Source organism: Corynebacterium tuberculostearicum (assembly GCF_016894265.1).
GTDB lineage: Bacteria > Actinomycetota > Actinomycetes > Mycobacteriales > Mycobacteriaceae > Corynebacterium > Corynebacterium tuberculostearicum_D.
Genome location: NZ_CP069791.1, coordinates 1555421 through 1572104, shown reverse-complemented (window position 1 = coordinate 1572104; position 16684 = coordinate 1555421). Strand labels below are relative to the sequence as shown.

The 16684-nt window shown below is 58.3% G+C and carries 17 protein-coding genes and 7 tRNA genes; 5 read left to right on the top strand and 19 right to left on the bottom strand.

Annotated features, from left to right (window positions below):
- Nucleotides 1–11 precede the first annotated feature (11 nt).
- From ruvC to I6J28_RS07550, 3 genes are all read right to left on the bottom strand, one after another.
- Nucleotides 12–578: a crossover junction endodeoxyribonuclease RuvC gene (gene ruvC / locus I6J28_RS07560; RefSeq protein ID WP_040425252.1), complete on the bottom strand. Its 567-nt coding sequence runs from the start codon at nucleotides 576–578 to the stop codon at nucleotides 12–14.
- Nucleotides 579–758: 180 nt separating this feature from the next.
- A complete protein-coding gene (locus I6J28_RS07555; protein ID WP_150851185.1) occupies nucleotides 759–1514 on the bottom strand; it encodes a YebC/PmpR family DNA-binding transcriptional regulator in 756 nt (251 codons plus the stop codon).
- Nucleotides 1515–1607: 93 nt separating this feature from the next.
- Nucleotides 1608–2480, bottom strand: a complete 873-nt coding sequence (locus I6J28_RS07550) for an acyl-CoA thioesterase (protein ID WP_204608825.1) — start codon at nucleotides 2478–2480, stop codon at nucleotides 1608–1610.
- Nucleotides 2481–2809: 329 nt separating this feature from the next.
- Here I6J28_RS07550 and I6J28_RS07545 point away from each other — a divergent pair, with 329 nt between their 5' ends.
- Nucleotides 2810–4003 (top strand): DUF2029 domain-containing protein, encoded by a 1194-nt coding sequence (locus I6J28_RS07545; RefSeq protein ID WP_239454580.1) that lies wholly within the window; start codon nucleotides 2810–2812, stop codon nucleotides 4001–4003.
- A 21-nt stretch (nucleotides 4004–4024) separates the two neighbouring features.
- Here I6J28_RS07545 and I6J28_RS07540 read toward each other — a convergent pair whose 3' ends face one another.
- The 16 genes from I6J28_RS07540 to I6J28_RS07465 form a co-directional block, all read right to left on the bottom strand.
- Nucleotides 4025–4486: a hypothetical protein gene (locus I6J28_RS07540; protein WP_179386583.1), complete on the bottom strand. Its 462-nt coding sequence runs from the start codon at nucleotides 4484–4486 to the stop codon at nucleotides 4025–4027.
- Nucleotides 4486–5589: a glycosyltransferase family 4 protein gene (locus tag I6J28_RS07535; protein WP_204608821.1), complete on the bottom strand. Its 1104-nt coding sequence runs from the start codon at nucleotides 5587–5589 to the stop codon at nucleotides 4486–4488. Before I6J28_RS07535 ends, I6J28_RS07540 begins: the two co-directional genes overlap by 1 nt.
- Nucleotides 5589–6533 carry a phosphatidylinositol mannoside acyltransferase gene (locus I6J28_RS07530; RefSeq protein ID WP_204608819.1) on the bottom strand — a complete coding sequence of 315 codons (945 nt, stop codon included), beginning with the start codon at nucleotides 6531–6533 and terminating at the stop codon, nucleotides 5589–5591. The genes I6J28_RS07535 and I6J28_RS07530 overlap by 1 nt, the downstream gene beginning before the upstream one ends.
- 39 nt (nucleotides 6534–6572) lie before the next feature.
- Nucleotides 6573–7178, bottom strand: a complete 606-nt coding sequence (gene pgsA / locus I6J28_RS07525) for a phosphatidylinositol phosphate synthase (RefSeq protein WP_204608817.1) — start codon at nucleotides 7176–7178, stop codon at nucleotides 6573–6575.
- Complete coding sequence (locus tag I6J28_RS07520) at nucleotides 7171–7710, bottom strand: HIT family protein (RefSeq protein ID WP_204611430.1); 540 nt, start codon at nucleotides 7708–7710, stop codon at nucleotides 7171–7173. Before I6J28_RS07520 ends, pgsA begins: the two co-directional genes overlap by 8 nt.
- Before the next feature lie 46 nt (nucleotides 7711–7756).
- Complete coding sequence (thrS, locus tag I6J28_RS07515; protein WP_005325005.1) at nucleotides 7757–9820, bottom strand: threonine--tRNA ligase; 2064 nt, start codon at nucleotides 9818–9820, stop codon at nucleotides 7757–7759.
- A gap of 77 nt (nucleotides 9821–9897) precedes the next feature.
- Nucleotides 9898–11124 carry a Dyp-type peroxidase gene (locus I6J28_RS07510; protein ID WP_204608815.1) on the bottom strand — a complete coding sequence of 409 codons (1227 nt, stop codon included), beginning with the start codon at nucleotides 11122–11124 and terminating at the stop codon, nucleotides 9898–9900.
- Between the two features lie 2 nt (nucleotides 11125–11126).
- Nucleotides 11127–11729, bottom strand: a complete 603-nt coding sequence (locus tag I6J28_RS07505) for a copper chaperone PCu(A)C (protein ID WP_204608812.1) — start codon at nucleotides 11727–11729, stop codon at nucleotides 11127–11129.
- A complete protein-coding gene (locus I6J28_RS07500) occupies nucleotides 11729–12295 on the bottom strand; it encodes a copper resistance CopC family protein (protein ID WP_204608809.1) in 567 nt (188 codons plus the stop codon). The genes I6J28_RS07505 and I6J28_RS07500 overlap by 1 nt, the downstream gene beginning before the upstream one ends.
- Nucleotides 12296–12494: 199 nt before the next feature.
- The gene (locus I6J28_RS07495) at nucleotides 12495–12722 is read right to left on the bottom strand and encodes a hypothetical protein (RefSeq protein WP_204608806.1); all 228 of its coding nucleotides are present in this window, start codon (nucleotides 12720–12722) and stop codon (nucleotides 12495–12497) included.
- 103 nt (nucleotides 12723–12825) lie between these two features.
- A tRNA-Gly gene (locus I6J28_RS07490) sits at nucleotides 12826–12901 on the bottom strand.
- 44 nt (nucleotides 12902–12945) lie between these two features.
- Nucleotides 12946–13017, bottom strand: a tRNA-Val gene (locus tag I6J28_RS07485).
- Between the two features lie 27 nt (nucleotides 13018–13044).
- A tRNA-Cys gene (locus I6J28_RS07480) sits at nucleotides 13045–13115 on the bottom strand.
- A gap of 30 nt (nucleotides 13116–13145) precedes the next feature.
- Nucleotides 13146–13221 (bottom strand) — tRNA-Gly (locus I6J28_RS07475).
- A gap of 38 nt (nucleotides 13222–13259) precedes the next feature.
- A tRNA-Val gene (locus I6J28_RS07470) sits at nucleotides 13260–13331 on the bottom strand.
- A 47-nt stretch (nucleotides 13332–13378) separates the two neighbouring features.
- Nucleotides 13379–13454, bottom strand: a tRNA-Gly gene (locus tag I6J28_RS07465).
- A 245-nt stretch (nucleotides 13455–13699) separates the two neighbouring features.
- On the opposite strand from I6J28_RS07465, the gene I6J28_RS07460 reads away from it, so the two are divergent.
- From I6J28_RS07460 to I6J28_RS07445, 4 genes are all read left to right on the top strand, one after another.
- Nucleotides 13700–13771 (top strand) — tRNA-Val (locus I6J28_RS07460).
- 73 nt (nucleotides 13772–13844) lie between these two features.
- A complete protein-coding gene (locus I6J28_RS07455; protein WP_204608803.1) occupies nucleotides 13845–14747 on the top strand; it encodes a DMT family transporter in 903 nt (300 codons plus the stop codon).
- 71 nt (nucleotides 14748–14818) lie between these two features.
- Nucleotides 14819–15505 (top strand): pyrimidine reductase family protein, encoded by a 687-nt coding sequence (locus I6J28_RS07450; RefSeq protein WP_204608800.1) that lies wholly within the window; start codon nucleotides 14819–14821, stop codon nucleotides 15503–15505.
- A gap of 18 nt (nucleotides 15506–15523) precedes the next feature.
- Nucleotides 15524–16675, top strand: coding sequence for a glycosyltransferase family 87 protein (locus I6J28_RS07445; RefSeq protein WP_204608797.1), 1152 nt, complete (start codon nucleotides 15524–15526; stop codon nucleotides 16673–16675).
- Nucleotides 16676–16684 lie beyond the last annotated feature (9 nt).

Below are 16684 nucleotides of genomic sequence, written 5' to 3'. Positions count from 1 at the left end.
AGTAAAATTCCCTAGCGCTTCTTTCCTTGCCCGCGTACGCCGCTGGTCTTAGCACCAAGCCCGAGACCGGTATGGTCCATCCGCACAATGGCCGGGGCACGCCAACAGTGGCACACTGCCAACGCAAGAGCGTCGGCGGCGTCGGCAGGCTTGGGTGGTTCAGTCAACCCCAGAATACGGGTAATCATGGTGGTCATCTGCTTCTTATCTGCACGTCCGTTACCAGAGATGGCCTTTTTCACCTCGGACGGGGTGTACATGTACACCGGAATATCGCGTTCGGCGGCAGCTAGCACCAGCACGCCTACGACGTGGGCCGTTTGCATGACTGTGGACACCTGACCGCGTTCGAAGACGCGCTCGATCGCAACCACATCTGGCGAATAGTCATCCATCCACTCTTTCGCCGCCACCGAAAGGCGCAGGAGGCGCTCCGTCAAGTCCTTATCGCTAGGGGTGCGCACCACGCCGACAGAAACGGGAAGGATTGCTCGGCCACGACCAGCTTGAACCACGGAAAGTCCGCAGCGCGTCAAGCCTGGGTCAATCCCCATCACGCGCATTCCTTCTAGGTTCATCTCTCCCCCATTGTCATGTTGGCACCACTGTGCACCGCCTACTGCCCCATTATGGACTACACACAGGTGTTCTACAAGCGTAGCATCCAGCTTTCGCATAACGAAGCGCCGGCAACGTCTCCTGCGGGCAATACCCACGGAGCGCTACCGGCGCTAAGAGCCGTCCTTGCGGCGAGGTGGTTAGTCCTCGTTCAGCTCGGCTAGAACCTCATCGGAGAGATCCATATTGGTGTAGACGTTTTGCACATCGTCGGAGTCTTCCAAGGCGTCGATGAGGCGGAAAATCTTCTTGGCGTCATTGGCCTCCAGCGGTACCTCGACAGACGCACGGAAGTCATTGTCGGAGTCATCGACCTGAATATCGGCGTCCTTGAGCGCGTCCTTGACTGCCTGCACGTCCGTCGGCGCGCAAACAATCTCAAACTTCTCGCCCTGGTCCTTGACCTCTTCCGCGCCTGCTTCCAGCACGGCCATCAAGACGTCATCCTCCGTCAGCTCGCCCTTTTCTACCAAGACGTAGCCGGTACGGGTGAACATGTAGGCCACAGAGCCGGACTCACCCAGGTTGCCGCCGTTCTTGGACATCGCGGTACGCACGTCGGTTGCCGCACGGTTGCGGTTATCCGTAAGGCACTCAATGAGCATGGCTACGCCGTTGGGGCCGTAGCCCTCGTACATGATGGTTTCCCAATCGGCGCCGCCGGCTTCTTCACCGGAACCGCGCTTGCGAGCACGCTCAATATTGTCATTGGGGACGGAGGCCTTCTTGGCCTTCTTGATCATGTCATCAAGGGTTGGGTTAGCCGCTGGGTCACCACCGCCGGTACGAGCCGCCACTTCGATGTTCTTGATCAGCTTGGCAAATTCCTTGCCACGCTTGGCATCGTTGGCAGCCTTCTTATGCTTGGTAGTTGCCCATTTCGAGTGGCCTGACATGTAGTCCCTTTCTAATCGGGTGCTGAAACTGGTGGCAATTATACGTGTGCTGCACGAATGCGTGAAAGCGACCCCCTTATAAGCGGGACATTCTTATACGTTGTGCCAATTGCCATGGGCAGAGCCGCTGCCCAAATTTTCATCTAAGTAACGTGTAAGCCCCTCTTGATTCACCAACGCCACCAATTCACCCTGCTCGGTAAAAATCTTGCCACGCGCAACCGCCGTCGCATTCGACGCTGTGGGTGATACCTGCTCATATAGCAACCACTCATCCACGCGGAATGGGCGCAGGAACCATATCGCATGATCAAGGCTGGCCAATTGCACTTTCTCTCCCTGATGCGGAATCAGGGCCGAGCGAATCAGCGTCATATCAGACATAAAGGTCAGCGCCGCACAATGGAAGGAAGAATCCGCAGGCAGTCTGCCAGTATTGCGGAACCAAATATGCCGATAGCCTGCACCGGTGCGCTCTGCAGCCACCGGATCGCGTCCTTCTTCTGGCACGAGGCGAATATCCCATTCCTCCCACTCCTTGAGGATAATCCTGGTGGAGTACGGGGCTCCGCCGCCAATCCGAGCTACTTCCTCGGGCCCTGGCACCTCTGGCGCAGGATCCTGATGCTGCGGGCCGCGATCCCCGTCGCGATGGAAACTAGCCATAAGAGTAAAAAGGAGCACATGCCCCTGGTAGACGCGTACCTGCCGGTTGGCGAATGATTTCCCCTCCCGAATGCGTTCGACCCGGATTTCAATTGGCCGGCTCACATCGCCAGGGCCTACAAAGTAACCATGCAGAGAGTGAATGTCTTTGCCAGACACAGTGCGCTGGGCTGCGGCCACTGCTTGAGCAGCAATCTGTCCGCCGAAGGTACGCTCAATCCGCGACTCCACAGCAGGGCCTTTAAAGACATCGGCCATTTTCGTTTCCTCGACGGCCAAGACCTCGCGAATGGATGCCATCTGCACACTCCCTATGTCTGACGTCACTTCTCCCAGCGTTTGCTGTCCACACTACTCACTGGACGAGCCGTCAGTTTCCTTTTCAAATCCTTCCCCCACTTCTGGGCGCAAAAGTGGAGGAATTTTCTAGAAGAAACTATGTCCGCTACCGAAGTAGGCGCGCATTGAATAAAGTCTTTCGAGTGAAACGCATCGCTTCTGTTCCAGCAGTATGGATTGGGTGGGTCATCGCCCGCCTTGTCCTTATTTACCTACTCAAGATTAACCACAATCCCAGGGGCGATGTCGCATATTATTTTGCTGGACGCTTTGGCGATGACCCGACAAAAATGACCGAATACCCTCACGCGGGCACGTGGCCCACGGTGCTTTTGGGGTGGCTCACCGGTGAGAATATCACCGCATTCTATATCGGCTTCACCATCATGACCCTGCTAGTGGACGCCGCCTTTTTAGCCCTCCTTCTGCGCCACCACCCGACTCAACCGCGCAGTTTCCAGGCCGCCTGGTTCTGGGTCCTCTTTGGCACCGCAGCTGGCCACACCTTTGTGTGGCGTCTCGATATATTCCCCGCCCTAGCCGTGGCCGGGGCAGCTGCCCTTCTAGCTACCCGCCCGCTCATCGCCTCGGCGGTACTGGGCTTTGCCACCACGATGAAGCTTTGGCCGGGAGTCCTCGCTGCCGGCTTAGTGGGCCGCTTCAACAGATCCGCAACCTGGCAGCGCCTCCTTGCCTTCTTCTGCACCATCGTCGCGGTCTGCACCGTCACGATTGCCGCCTCCGGTACCGACCGCCTGCTTTCACCGCTGAGTTATCAGGGCGTGCGCGGTCTCCAGTTGGAGTCCATCCCGGCGACGTTCCTGTTGTTGCAGGCACATCGCACTCCAGGGCGGTGGCACCTGGGCTACGCGCCGTCCAAGAGCTTTGAAATTTCCGGGCCTGGCGTAGATACCGCAATGACCTGGAGCACTATCGGCACCATTGCCATGCTCGTCTTCGCAGTGGGCTGGGCGCTGTACCGGCTGTGCGCCGGCGGATGGACCACCCGCACGACCATGGCGTTTTTTACCGTTATGGTCCTGCTTCTTATCGCGACGAATAAGGTTTTCTCCCCGCAATACATCGTCTGGCTGGGCCCCTTGCTTGCCGTGGTGATCCGCCAGCGCCTGCCGCAAGGATTCGCCCCCTTGCAGATATTCCAAGCCTTGTTAGCAGGCTGTACCATCATCGCCGCTGTGCTGGGAACCTTGGTCTACCCATTCAACTATGACTACATCTGGAACCACGTGGGCGAGAACATGTTCGCCGTCTACCTATTGGTAGCCCGCAATATCCTCATCGTTGTCATGGCCATTATCGGACTTGTCTGGTTTGCAGTCGAGGTGGCCCTGGCTTCAAAGATCGAGCAGGCAGAATTGCAGCAGCGACAGGCGCCTTCCTCCCCGGTGGATGGCGCGGCTGCTAACACCGAGGCGAAGCCGGTATTCCGACGCCGACGCGGCCGGCACGCACTTGCGTCCTAAATCTTGAGGTAGAACTGCTGCCTACTCGGCCAGCATATAATCAAAATATTCCGGCAGTTTTGCGGTGCCACCCAGATGAAAGAGGCGTACCGCAGGGCGCAGGCGCAGCGCGCGAGTGTCGCTGACCGCCTCGTTGTAGAAGCGGTGGGCAAGTTGGATGCGGCCCTCGGCGTCGGCAAGCGCGGCAGGGCGACGGTCCGCGGGAAACTCCCTCACTATGGCGGCAGATAGTTCCCGCTCGGCCATCGTGCGCGGTTCGAAGTGTCCTTGATAGAGCTCAGTAGACTCTGCTCGCTGAGCTAGCGCCGCAAGCGATGGTGCGACCGCCGCTGTCACCGCTGCCCTGCGGTCAAGTGCCGCCTGCAGCTGGGCCAGCGAGGCATCAGTGCGGATGTGCAGCGAGTTAAGCCGCTGGGCGGTAAAAAGCGCCCACAAACCTACGATGATAAGTAGGAAGAGGACTAGGGCGATTTCAATGGTCATCAACGCTTTACCCTCACCTTGGTGCCGTCTTGGACAGTCTCGTAGACCTGCATCACGGCCGCCGCTACATGGTCCCAGTCATAGGTGCTGGCGCGTTGGACGCCATTGCGCACCAACTGGGCCCGATACTCGGCGTCATCAAGCACCTCGTTGAGGACACGAGCCAGATCCTCGCTGTCTTCGTTGCGGAACAGCGCGCCGGCAACCTCGTCGGAATCGGCATTGCACACCGCACGGAAAGCCTCGAGGTCAGAGGCAACAACAGCCGCGCCGGCCGCCATAGCCTCTACCAGCACGATGCCGAAGCTTTCGCCGCCGGTATTTGGGGCCACGTAGACATCGGCGCGGCCCAGGATTTCCGCCTTTTCGGCGTCGCTTACCCGGCCTACAAAATCCACGCCCTCGACCTCGCGGGCGCGACCACCGCCCATGATGGTCACGCGGATATCGTGGTGTACTTGGCGGAGCGCGCTCAGTAGGATATCGAGGCCCTTGCGCGGTTCATCCAACCGCCCCAAGAAGACAACTTCCAGGGGATCGCCGGGGGCCTTAGCCGGGCTGCGGCGCCGAGCCTGCGCGTAAACCGACGTATCCACGCCGTTGGGAATAAGGACCGGGTCTCCGCCCAATTGCTCCACCTGCCACCGCCGCGCCATATCGGATACCGCGATGCCGCCGCGGATCTTTTCCAAAAAGGGAACGAGGAAAGGTTTGGCCAAAGTCAACACCAAGGAGCTCGACGCGGAAGCGTGATACGTCGCCACCAGCGGGCCTTGGGCCACGGCCAACGCGGTCATGGAAAAGCTCGGGGAGTTAGGCTCATGGATGTGCAAGACATCGAAGTCGCCCTCCTTGATGAATTGCTTTACCTTGCGTGTGACGTGGGGTCCCACGGACAGGCGCGCCACCGAACCGTTATACGCAATGGGGAAAGCCGGCCCTCCCTTGATTACGAAATCCGGCAACTGGGTGGATTCCGCAGCGGGGCCAATGACCTGTACATGGTGCCCTTGCTCAATGAAAACTGTGGCTAGATCAAGGATATGGGCTTGAACTCCGCCTGGTTCATCGAAGGAGTAGGGGCATACGATTCCTATGCGCACTAGCTCTCCCCTTCCTGCGATGGCCCAGTGTGGCGAGCATTGCGGGCTTCTTTGCCCGCCCGCGCTTGCCGACGCCGCTCAATGTCCACATTCCACTGCGGCTGCAGCATATGCCAATCCTCTGGGTGGCGGCGGATATTAGCAGCGAAGCCATCGGCCATGCGCTGAGCTGTCTCCTGCAGATCCGTTACCTCGAGCTCAGGAGACACAGAGAGCCCCCAGCCCTCGCTTTCAAACCACGAGTGCACCACGTGCAGGGCGGCGCCGGTCTCTATAGCAAGCTGCGCGGGGCCTGCGGCCATATTAGCCTCTTCCCCCATGAAATCCACGGTAACGCCGCTTCGGGTCAGGTCGCGCTCAGCCAACAGGCATACCACGCCACCGGCTTCCAGCACCTCTTTGAGGCGAGCAAAAGGCGAGGCTTCGCCGCCGGTGAGGGGAAGAACCTCAAAGCCAAGGGTTTCGCGGTAGTCCACAAAGGCGTCGAAAAGCACTGCGGGCTTAAGGCGCTCCGCAACGGTGGTGAACTGCCCATAATGGCCAACGAGGAAGACACCCGCCATGTCCCAATTGCCGGAATGCGGCAACGCCAAAATGGTGCCGCGCCCGGATTGAGCCGAAGCATCAAAATGCTCGAGGCCTTCCAAGCCGCTGAGCAAGCGCTCATGCAACCCGGCATCGCCGTGGATGGCTGGCAGGCGGAACGCCTCCATCCAATAGCGCATATAGGAGCGCACGGAATCGCGCACCAACGCGCGGGTAACGTTTTCCGGGCCCACCACTCGCGCTAGGTTGCGGCGCAAGCCTTCCATTCCGCGACCGTTGCTGCTTGCGTAGTCCGCACCCCAGCGAAAAAGCGTGCGCGCTATGGGCTCGGGCAGACGGCGCACCACCTTCCACCCCGCGAGGTACCCTGCCGCGGAGAGGTCTTCTTTGTCCCACATGGTGTCACAACCTCCTGGTTTTAGGTGGTGCAGTATGAGCTACTGCTGCTCCTGGCGGGCAGCGATAACCATCCGCTGGCACACGGTAAAGATGGAGCCAACGGCCAAGATCCACAGCGCTACCTCAATGGCATGCGGTACACCGAGGCCCTCGAGGCCAATGCCGCCCAGGCCCAAAATAAGCCGCTCGGGACGCTCGATCAGGCCGCCGACCATCTTAAACCCAGATGCCTCTCCCCTCGCCTTGATATAGGAAATGACCTGGGAACATACCAAGGTGACAAAGCAGGCAATAACCGTGATGCGGGAAGAATCCGCAGAATAAATCAGCCACCATGCAATAGCACTGAACAATGCACCGTCGGTGATGCGATCACAGGACGCATCCAAGGTCGCGCCAAAGGCAGTAGCCTTGCCGGTCAAGCGCGCCATGGTGCCATCGAGCATGTCGAAGGCGGCGAAGAGGCCGGACAAAACGGCAGCGGAAAAGAGGTGGCCGGTAGGAATGAGGATCACCGAAATCGCAATGGTGACCATGGTGCCCACAACCGTGACCACATTCGGGGTCAGGCCGAGCTTCAAAAAGGCCTTGGCTATAGGTTCCACCACCACGGCGGCGGGCTTTCGCCCATGCACGCTAAGCACGCGAATCCTCCTCTTCCATCTCGCGCCATCCTTCTGCCAGCACGCGGCGCGTATCCTGCAGAAGCTGCGGTAATACCTTAGTCCCATCGAGGACAGTCATAAAGTTACTATCCCCGGGCCACCTTGGCACCACATGCAGGTGCAGGTGATCCCCTACCGAGCCGCCCGAAGCGCGACCCAGGTTGAGCCCTACGTTGATGGCTTCTGGGCGTGAAACCCGCTTGAGCACCCGGACGGCCTTTTGCGCGAAGGCCATCAACTCCTGAGATTCCTCTTGCGTGAGGTTCTCCAGCTGCGATTCCTTGCGATATGGCACCACCATGAGGTGACCGGCGTTATACGGAAACAGGTTCAACAATGCATAGACGGTCTTGCCGCGAGCAATGATGAGCCCGTCCTCATCGCTGCCCTTCGGGGCCTCCACGAAGGGGTCTTTAGAACGCTTGGCAATATAGGCCATGCGATAAGGCGCCCATAACCGCTCAAGACGGTCCGGCTCGCCAGCACCTGAGTCAACGAAGGTCTCCGCCACCGCTTGGTTTTCAGCGACGGCGGAGCTGTCGGTTTCGTGTGTCTCTTTAGCGTCGGGCACTGATGAGCTCTTCGGTCGGCTGCTCGTTGTTGCGCTCTGCCACCCATGCGGCGATGAGCTCCACGGCTTCCTTTACCGGCACACCATTGACCTGGGTGCCATCGAGGAAGCGGAAGGACACGGCATCAGCTTCTACGTCGCGCGCGCCAGCCACCAGCATGAACGGAACCTTACCGGTGGTGTGGTTGCGAATCTTCTTCTGCATGCGGTCATCAGAGGTATCCACATCGGCGCGGATACCCTTCTGACGCAGCTGGGCGGCAACCTCTTCGAGGTGCGGGGAGAATTCATCAGCCACCGGAATGCCCACCACTTGGTGCGGTGCCAGCCATGCTGGGAAGGCACCGGCGTAGTGCTCCAGCAGGACGCCGAAGAATCGCTCGATGGAGCCGAAGAGCGCACGGTGAATCATGATTGGGCGCTTCTTAGTGCCGTCCGACGCGGTGTATTCCAGCTCGAAGCGCTCCGGCAGGTTGAAGTCCAACTGAACGGTAGACATCTGCCAGGTACGGCCGATGGCGTCGCGCGCCTGCACAGAAATCTTCGGGCCGTAGAAGGCTGCACCTGCGGGATCCGGAACCAGCTCCAAGCCGGACTTTTCTGCGACCGACTGCAAGATAGAAGTGGAGCGCTCCCAGATCTCATCAGAACCAACGAACTTATTCGGGTCCTTGGTAGAAAGCTCCAGGTAGAAGTCAGACAGGCCGTAGTCCTTCAGCAAGGAAATGATGAAGTCGAGGACCTTGGTCAGCTCTTCTTCCAGCTGCTCTTCGGTGCAGTAAATGTGGGCATCGTCTTGGGTAAAGCCGCGGGCACGGGTCAGGCCGTGGACCACGCCAGACTTTTCGTAACGGTAGACGGTACCGAACTCAAATAGACGCAGCGGGAGCTCGCGGTAGGAACGGCCACGGGATGCAAAAATCAGGTTGTGCATCGGGCAGTTCATGGGCTTGGCGTAGTAGTCCTGCGGCTCCTTGACGGTATTACCCTCTTCGTCATATTCGCCATCGAGCTGCATCGGCGGGAACATGCCGTCGGCGTAGAAGTCCAGGTGGCCAGACTTCTTGAATAGGTCGCCCTTGGTGATATGCGGGGTGTTAACAAAGGAGTACCCAGCCTGGACGTGGCGGTTGCGAGAGTGGTTTTCCATCTCCATGCGCACGGTCGCGCCATTCGGGTGGAATACCGGGAAGCCGGAGCCAATCTCATCCGGGAAGGAGAAGAGATCTAGTTCCTGACCCAGGCGGCGGTGGTCGCGCTTTTCCGCCTCTTCCACCATGGTCTGGTAGGCCTCCAGCGCTTCCTTGGACTCAAAAGCGGTGCCGTAAATGCGCTGCAGGCCAGCCTTGGACTGGTCGCCGCGCCAGTAGGCGGCAGAAGAACGGGTCAGGGTGAAAGCCGGGATGTACTTGGTGGTCGGTACGTGCGGGCCGCGGCAGAGATCGAACCACTCTACTTCCCCGGTGCGCGGGTTGATGTTGTCATAGTGGGTGAGATCGCCGGAACCGACTTCTGCGGCCTCGTCGGAGTCAGGGTCAACGTTGCCCTTGTCCTGGACCAGCTCGAGCTTGAAGGGCTCCTCGGCGAGGGCCTTTTCCGCTTCCTCAGCAGATTCGTAGACGTGGCGCTCGAAGCGCTGGCCGCCCTTGATGATCTTCTTCATGCGCTTTTCAATCGCCTTGAGATCTTCCGGCGTGAAAGGCTCGGCGGTTTGGAAATCGAAGTAGAAACCATTCTCAATGGCCGGGCCGATGCCCAGCTTGGTGCCGGGGAATTCGGCCTGCACGGCCTGGGCCATAACGTGGCCGCAGGAGTGGCGGATGACGGCGCGGCCGTCTTCCTCGCTGGCGGCAACCGGGGTAAAGGTGGACTCCGTGTCTGGGGTGTGCGACAAATCAAAGAGAGTGCCGTCCTCACCGCGAACGACTACGACAGCCTCAGGGCCCTTATTAGGAAGGTTGAGCTCTCGCATTGCTGCGCCCACGGCCTGGCCGGCGGGCACGGTGAAGGAATCGTAATTGACCGGTACTGCGGGGATGAGTTCCGCCATAATCGCGCTCCTTTATGCGCTCGTGCGTCGGCGGCATACCTGGCCGCGTCCGCTATTTAAATTTACGGATAGCTATTCTACAACCCTGCATGCTCGCAGAGCGATTTTGCCCACCATGACTCGCGCCCATCGGCAGTGAGGGTGCCCGGCGGGCAGAAATACATAGCCGAACCAATATGAGTCAACCACTCGTTCAGCAGGTCCGATTTATCCAAACGGGCCTGGATAGGCTCGAATTGCTTGGTGGGATCTTGCTGATAGCAGATGAAAACCTGGCCAATATTGGAAAGCTGCCCATCCTTGCCATCGGGAGCCAGCTCATAGTTATACGGCCGGCGCAGGATGCGCTGCTCTGGATGATCGGCCGGCGGGGCGGCTACCGCCATGTGCGAGTTCTTATCGATAACCGGCAGTCCATAGTCATCTACCGCGTCAAAATCCACGGCGTCGAATTCGTCCTCGCCGGTGAGCGGGGCACCAGTATCGAGCTTGCGGCCGATAGCATTCTCGCGGGAAGAGCGATCCAGCTTTTCCCAAGTATCCACGTTCATGCGGATGCGGCGCACCACCATCGCCGTTCCCCCATTGGCCCAATGCGGGCCCTTATCAATCCACACCTGGGCTGCGAAGTCCTCCTCGCTGCGTGGGTTTACAGTGCCGTCCTTTTGCCCAAACATATTGCGCGCGGTGGCGCCCTTTTCCTGGCTGCCATAGGCGTTAATAAAGCCCTGCTGCAACCACTTCACGCTGGCATAGTGCTCGCCTGCGCGCACCATGTGCCGCAGGGCGTAGGTATTCATCAGTGGGTCATCGCAGCAGATTTGCAGGACGAGATCGCTTTGACCCCACTTATCTTCCAGCTCCTCGCGCTCATAGGGGCGTACATCTCCCAGCCACCGTGGCTTGTCCACTCCGAGCAGGTTAAAAACCTCTTCGCCTAGACCGCAGGTGATAGTCAGGTTGGCAGGCTGTTGCACCATTTCTGGCTCCAGCGTGCCCAGCGGCGCCTCCCCCGTGCACAGCGCGCGGGCATCCTCGGTCCACAGCTTCATGAGGCTGGCAAACCCCCGCTTGTCGACGCCCCTTTTAAGGTCAAACCCCACCAAATTCAGGTGGGCCTGCGCTGCGGTAGCGATACCCGCTTGATGGTCGCCGTCGAATGCCACGAGGGCGTCGGCAAGCGCCGGCCGATCCGTTGCCTGAGCATCCGGGGAAGAACCCTGGTCATTACAGCTAGCCAACGCGAAGGCGCTGGTCGATACCGCAGCGCCGGTAAGAAATCCCCTTCTGCTGAATCCAGACATAACTAGTGGTCGTGGCCTTCCTTATTGTGGGACATATCTCCGTGCTCCATGTGGGACATTTCGTGGCCCTTCATATCGCCGTAATCCTCATCCCCAGCAGGCATGCTACGCGTTTGGATCTCGCCCAGATCGAACTCTTCGCCGCCCTCTAGTTCCACTTTGAGGTCAAGGGATTCGCCGGGAGCGATGTGGTTTTCCATGTCCATGAGCATGAAGTGGTCACCACCAGGTGCCAGCTCGTGGGACTCGCCGGCTTTGACTACTAGTGGGCTCGACATTTCCTGCATCTTGCCATCGACAGTCTCATGCATCTGGTTCACCTTGGCATTGAGGCTGGTGGAAAAACCGGTGATAGCGATGTCCTTATCGGTATGGTTCACCAAGGTGCCAAAAATAGCAGTCATGTCCTTGTCCTCATTGGCGCGCACGACAGCATCCTCAAAGGTCAGTTCTTTAGATTCCGCAGCGGAGGATGTTTCCCCGACACTAGTGGAAGCATCCACCTTCGACTCGGTGGAATCATTTTGGTTTTGCGGTGAGCAACCTGCCAGGGCGAGGCCGGCCACAGTGAAGCCCACAAGGGCGATGCTAGAAATCTTGGACATTATTTTTCACCTTCCGAATCAATGCGACGAGACTTGGCAATAAATAGGGCAGCTACTGCGGCAATTGCCAAAACGCCGCCCACACCCAGGATGATTTTCAGCGCGGTCGGCAGGCCCTCATCCTCATCCTGGGACGATGATTCAGCAGCAGCTGCCTCGGTGCTCTCGGTGGGGACACCTTTGACAGAAAATTCCACACCGCCGCGGGTAGCGTGCCCATCCGATGACGTGATCTGAAAGCCCACCTGGTATTTACCCGGCCCAGGATGGACATCCGCAGGGGTCTCAATGGTGAGATCCCGCTCATGGAGCTTTGGTTCTTGGCTAAAAAGTTTCTCACCGGTATCGACGTTGGTTACGGCGAAGGTGTTGAAGTCCTCTTTGGGGATACCAGAAAACTCGAGGGTGATTTCCTTAGGGAACTCATCGAGTTGGTCGCCGTCTTTGACCGAACCGCCAATAACGGAGTCGTGCGCGAATGCGGCAGGTATTGACCCGCCCAAAACCAGTGCGGCCATGCCCACTGCTGCAGCTGTGCGGCGCAGCCAAGGTACGCGGTAGCCCATAGATAGCTCCTTTTGTGTTGAAAATGCACAAGTTGAATTGTCAGACATACTAGCCCCGCGACTTGCCAGAGCGGCAATCACAAAAGCAGAGCGTCGAGACATATGTCGGCTTGAACTGGGATCGAGTTCCACCTTCGCAATAAAAAGAGGTATTTATCACTATGTAAGGCAAGTTGACTCAATTCGAACGGGCCCTACCTTAGGAGCTCTCCATTTGTCGGGCATTAAAAAACGGACCAGAAGCCATCAGGGCAAAAATAACCAAGGTGGTGCCTACGCCGATAAGCGCCAAAGGCCACGCCGCGTTGCCGCTGCCGTCACCCGCATCTGCCGCATTAAGGCCCGCAAAGAAAAGAACAGTCCCAGAAACAAAAGACGCGAAGCCGCAAGCTCCAAGCAATAGCGGTACCACTAATGCGCGTAACATCTTTCCTCCTCCGCTGAGGGTTTTGACCGTGCAAAGGCAAGCGTATCGCACAAAGCGCAGAAGAAAACATAGAAAAAGCCACCCCGTTACAGGGGTGGCTATATGGAGCGGATGACGAGACTCGAACTCGCGACCCTCACCTTGGCAAGGTGATGCGCTACCAACTGCGCTACATCCGCACAACAAACCGGAGTTTGCTACAGAGTCCCAAAAGGGACCCTCGTGCGCGATACTGGGATTGAACCAGTGACCTCTTCCGTGTCAGGGAAGCGCTCTCCCACTGAGCTAATCGCGCTTAATGCCCGAAGGCATTAAGAAGTTGAGGTGGAAACGGGAATCGAACCCGTGTGCACGGTTTTGCAGACCGTTGCCTCACCACTCGGCCATTCCACCGTGGCGATACCGCCTCACACAATACAGTGCTGGAGCGGATGACGAGACTCGAACTCGCGACCCTCACCTTGGCAAGGTGATGCGCTACCAACTGCGCTACATCCGCATGCGAAACCAGGCCCGGTTTCTAGGACAAAGTCCTTGTGCGCGATACTGGGATTGAACCAGTGACCTCTTCCGTGTCAGGGAAGCGCTCTCCCACTGAGCTAATCGCGCGTTATTCATTTAGAACCACTCTTCACGGGAGAACCCTTAGAAAAGCGTGGAGCGGATGACGAGACTCGAACTCGCGACCCTCACCTTGGCAAGGTGATGCGCTACCAACTGCGCTACATCCGCATTGCCCCGCAAACTTTGTACCGTTGCGGTGCGAGAAGAAACATTATCGTGCTCCGCGCCAGTTTCCAAATCCCCAGCCCAGCGGCATTCTTTCCGGCACCGATTTTTCACATTCGAGCCATCCCAAAACACACTGGTGTGATTCTCCCAAGACAGTGGACCGCAGGCCGCCTCCCCTTGATGCGCACTCCTGCCCAGCCAATTAGGTGTTTGAATTTAGTGCGGTGTAGATTTAGCCACCGCAAGGTCCTATAGCTCAGTGGGAGAGCGTTCCGTTCACACCGGAAAGGTCACTGGTTCAATCCCAGTTAGGACCACAATTTCCCGCCCACCGCTCCACTCCAAAGGGGCTTGGGCGGGTTTCTTTATATCCCTGTAAAGTGTCCCGACGTGTTGTGGATTCTCTTAGGCATTATCGCCGGACTCGTTCTACCCGTTCAGACCCTGGTTAATACGCGCCTGCGCGCGTCTACTGGCACGCCGTTTTCCTCTTCGCTCATCTCGTTTGCCGTGGGCACGATAACTTTGCTTGTCATCGCGACAGCCGTCACCGGCGGCGAATTCGGCATTTCCCGTGCCTTTGGGGAACCGCTGTGGATTTGGTTCGGTGGCCTGCTCGGCGTGGTTGCGCTTACTGGAAATATCCTTTTGTTTCCTCATCTGGGCGCGGTCCAAACCGTGGTCCTTCCCATCGCGGGCCAGATCATGATGGGCCTTGTCGTCGACCACTTTGGACTATTTGACTCCCCCACTTCCCCACTATCCCTAGTTCGCACCCTAGGGGCACTAATTGTCCTCGGTGGAGTGATTTCTATCGTCGCCAGCCCCGGCGCGCCAACGAAGCAAGAAGACAGCGCTATGGCGTTATGGCTTTGGCGCCTCGCCGGCTTTGTCTTTGGTTGCTTTACCGCAAGCCAATCCGCCATTAACGGCCACCTTGGTCAGATCACCGGGTCGCCCGTTAGTGCGGCTTTGGTGTCTTTTAGCATTGGCGTTTCCGCGCTGGTAGTGCTCAATATTGCTTTGCGCTGGCGCCCTCGCATTGAGCGTCCCGAGGGTAAGGCTAACCCATGGTGGATGTGGGCAGGCGGCGCCTTGGGAGCCTTGTTTGTCTTTGGCAACGCGGCCTTAGTACCGCAGATTGGTACTGGGCTTACTGTGGTGGCAACCCTTCTTGGTTCCATGGTGGGCTCCGTACTGATCGATCGCCTGCGGGGCGCCCCCGTAGCAATGCGCCAGGTAGCCGGCATTGCAGTAATTTTGGTTGGCGTAATACTCATCCGCTTGGTGTAGGCCCATCGTCTGGGGTGCGCCCTGCGCTTTACCGTTCTGGGCATCTGGTGCCTTGACTAGACTGGGAAGGCATGGATATCTCTTCGCTATTGGGCCCTGATTCCGGTGATGTATTCACCGTCCGCACGAATATGGTTAGCACGTTAACCGGCTCGGCAACCATGAACCACGTTTCCAAGGACATGGGAAACGACACTGACGGGCAGCTTTTTACTGCTCTACGTAACTGGGCAGACGTCGTGTTGGTGGGTGCGCAAACGGTGCGCGCAGAGGACTACTCCGGAGTAAAACCTAACGGGGTTGGTTCGCGGCCGGCTCCTATTGCCGTACCTTCCCGCAGCCTTGATTTCGATATCACCTCGGACTTCTTCACGGATTTTACTACCCCGCCCATCCTCCTAGTCCCCCATAGCAGCCGGGACGATCAAGAGCTCGCAAAGCGCATCGCGACCATCGAATCCACAGGCGCGGAAGTCTGCGATGCTGGCGAAGGAACCGTGCAGGACTACATATCTGTCTTAAAGGACCGCGGGTTTAAGCGCGTGCTGTGTGAGGGCGGGCCAGGAATGATTGGGCAGTTGGTAGATGTCGATGCCATCGACCAAATGTATTTGACCCTGGACCCACATCTATCTACCGGCGTGGAAACTCCCATGGCGACGTTTAAGGGCGAGCATTCCCATCGCCGCATGCAGTTAGAAAATGTCGCGGCCGATCACGATGGCACGGTGTTTCTGCGGTATTCCCGCGCCCGCTAGGCCGTAGACTAAGGGGCCGTGAATTCCCGAATCAATGCCGCCGCCTGGCCCGTGGCCATCCTGCTTGTTGTGCATCGCGTCTTCATCATCGCGCGCAATGGCACGCCGACGGATGATTTCACCACCGTGTATAACGCTGTGGCACGCATGTCCACTGGCCAGCCGGTCTATGAGCAGGCTTATAACCACGTTGACCCGCTGTACCTGTATACGCCGGGGGCGACGCTGCTGCTCGCGCCGCTAGCGCACATCGATTTTTCGGCGGCACGGGGACTATTCATCGTCGCCAACGCGGCTGCAATCGTGGCAGCGCTAGCGGTACTCACCCTTGCGGTAGACCGCACACTTACTTCGGCGGTGTGGCCAGTATCTATCGCTTTGGCCTTTGTCACGGAATCGGTGACCAATACGCTCGCATTTACCAATATCAACGGCATTCTCTTGCTATGCATGGCCGTGTTCTTGTGGGCTTTCGTGCGCGCCGAGCGCACCCCATGGCTGGGCTGGGTGGCAGGCGTGGTCATTGGCTTGGCCATCGTCATTAAGCCGCAATTTGCGCCGTTGCTCTTCCTGCCCTTGGTCAAGCTGCAATGGCGCAGCCTCGTGACTGGCATTGGCGTACCGGTAGTTCTCAACCTTCTAGCGTGGCCGCTCGTGCCGGGCGCTAGCGGCTTTGTGGATAACCTCCTGCCCTACCTCTCAGAAACCCGTGACTATGCCAATTCTTCCTGGGCAGGCTTCCACGCCTACGTTGACTTTGGTGCGGGACTGTATTGGACCGTGTGGTTGATATTTGCCGCGCTTTCGACCGCAGCGATTCTCGGGCTTTTACGCTGGCGCAACTCCGACCCGACCTTGTGGGCACTGACGACAAGCGGGGCGATCATGGTGGGTATCTTCTTCTTGTCTTCCCTTGGCCAGCAGTATTACTCCATGTGGCTATTCCCATTGATGTTTACCGTTGTGCTCAATCGTTCGGTTTTCCATTCTGCGGGTGCGTGGTTTGCGGCCTTTCTCTATTTGGCTCCCGTTTCCTGGGCATCTACAGCGCACCCGGATGCTGGTCGGTGGATGAATTTTTTCACGGCCACGGCGGGATGGGCGCTGCTTATCGTCGCAATCTTCGCTACGGTCGCCGGCTGGTGGCGTGCCGCGCGCAGCACGGTTTAGACTCGGCCC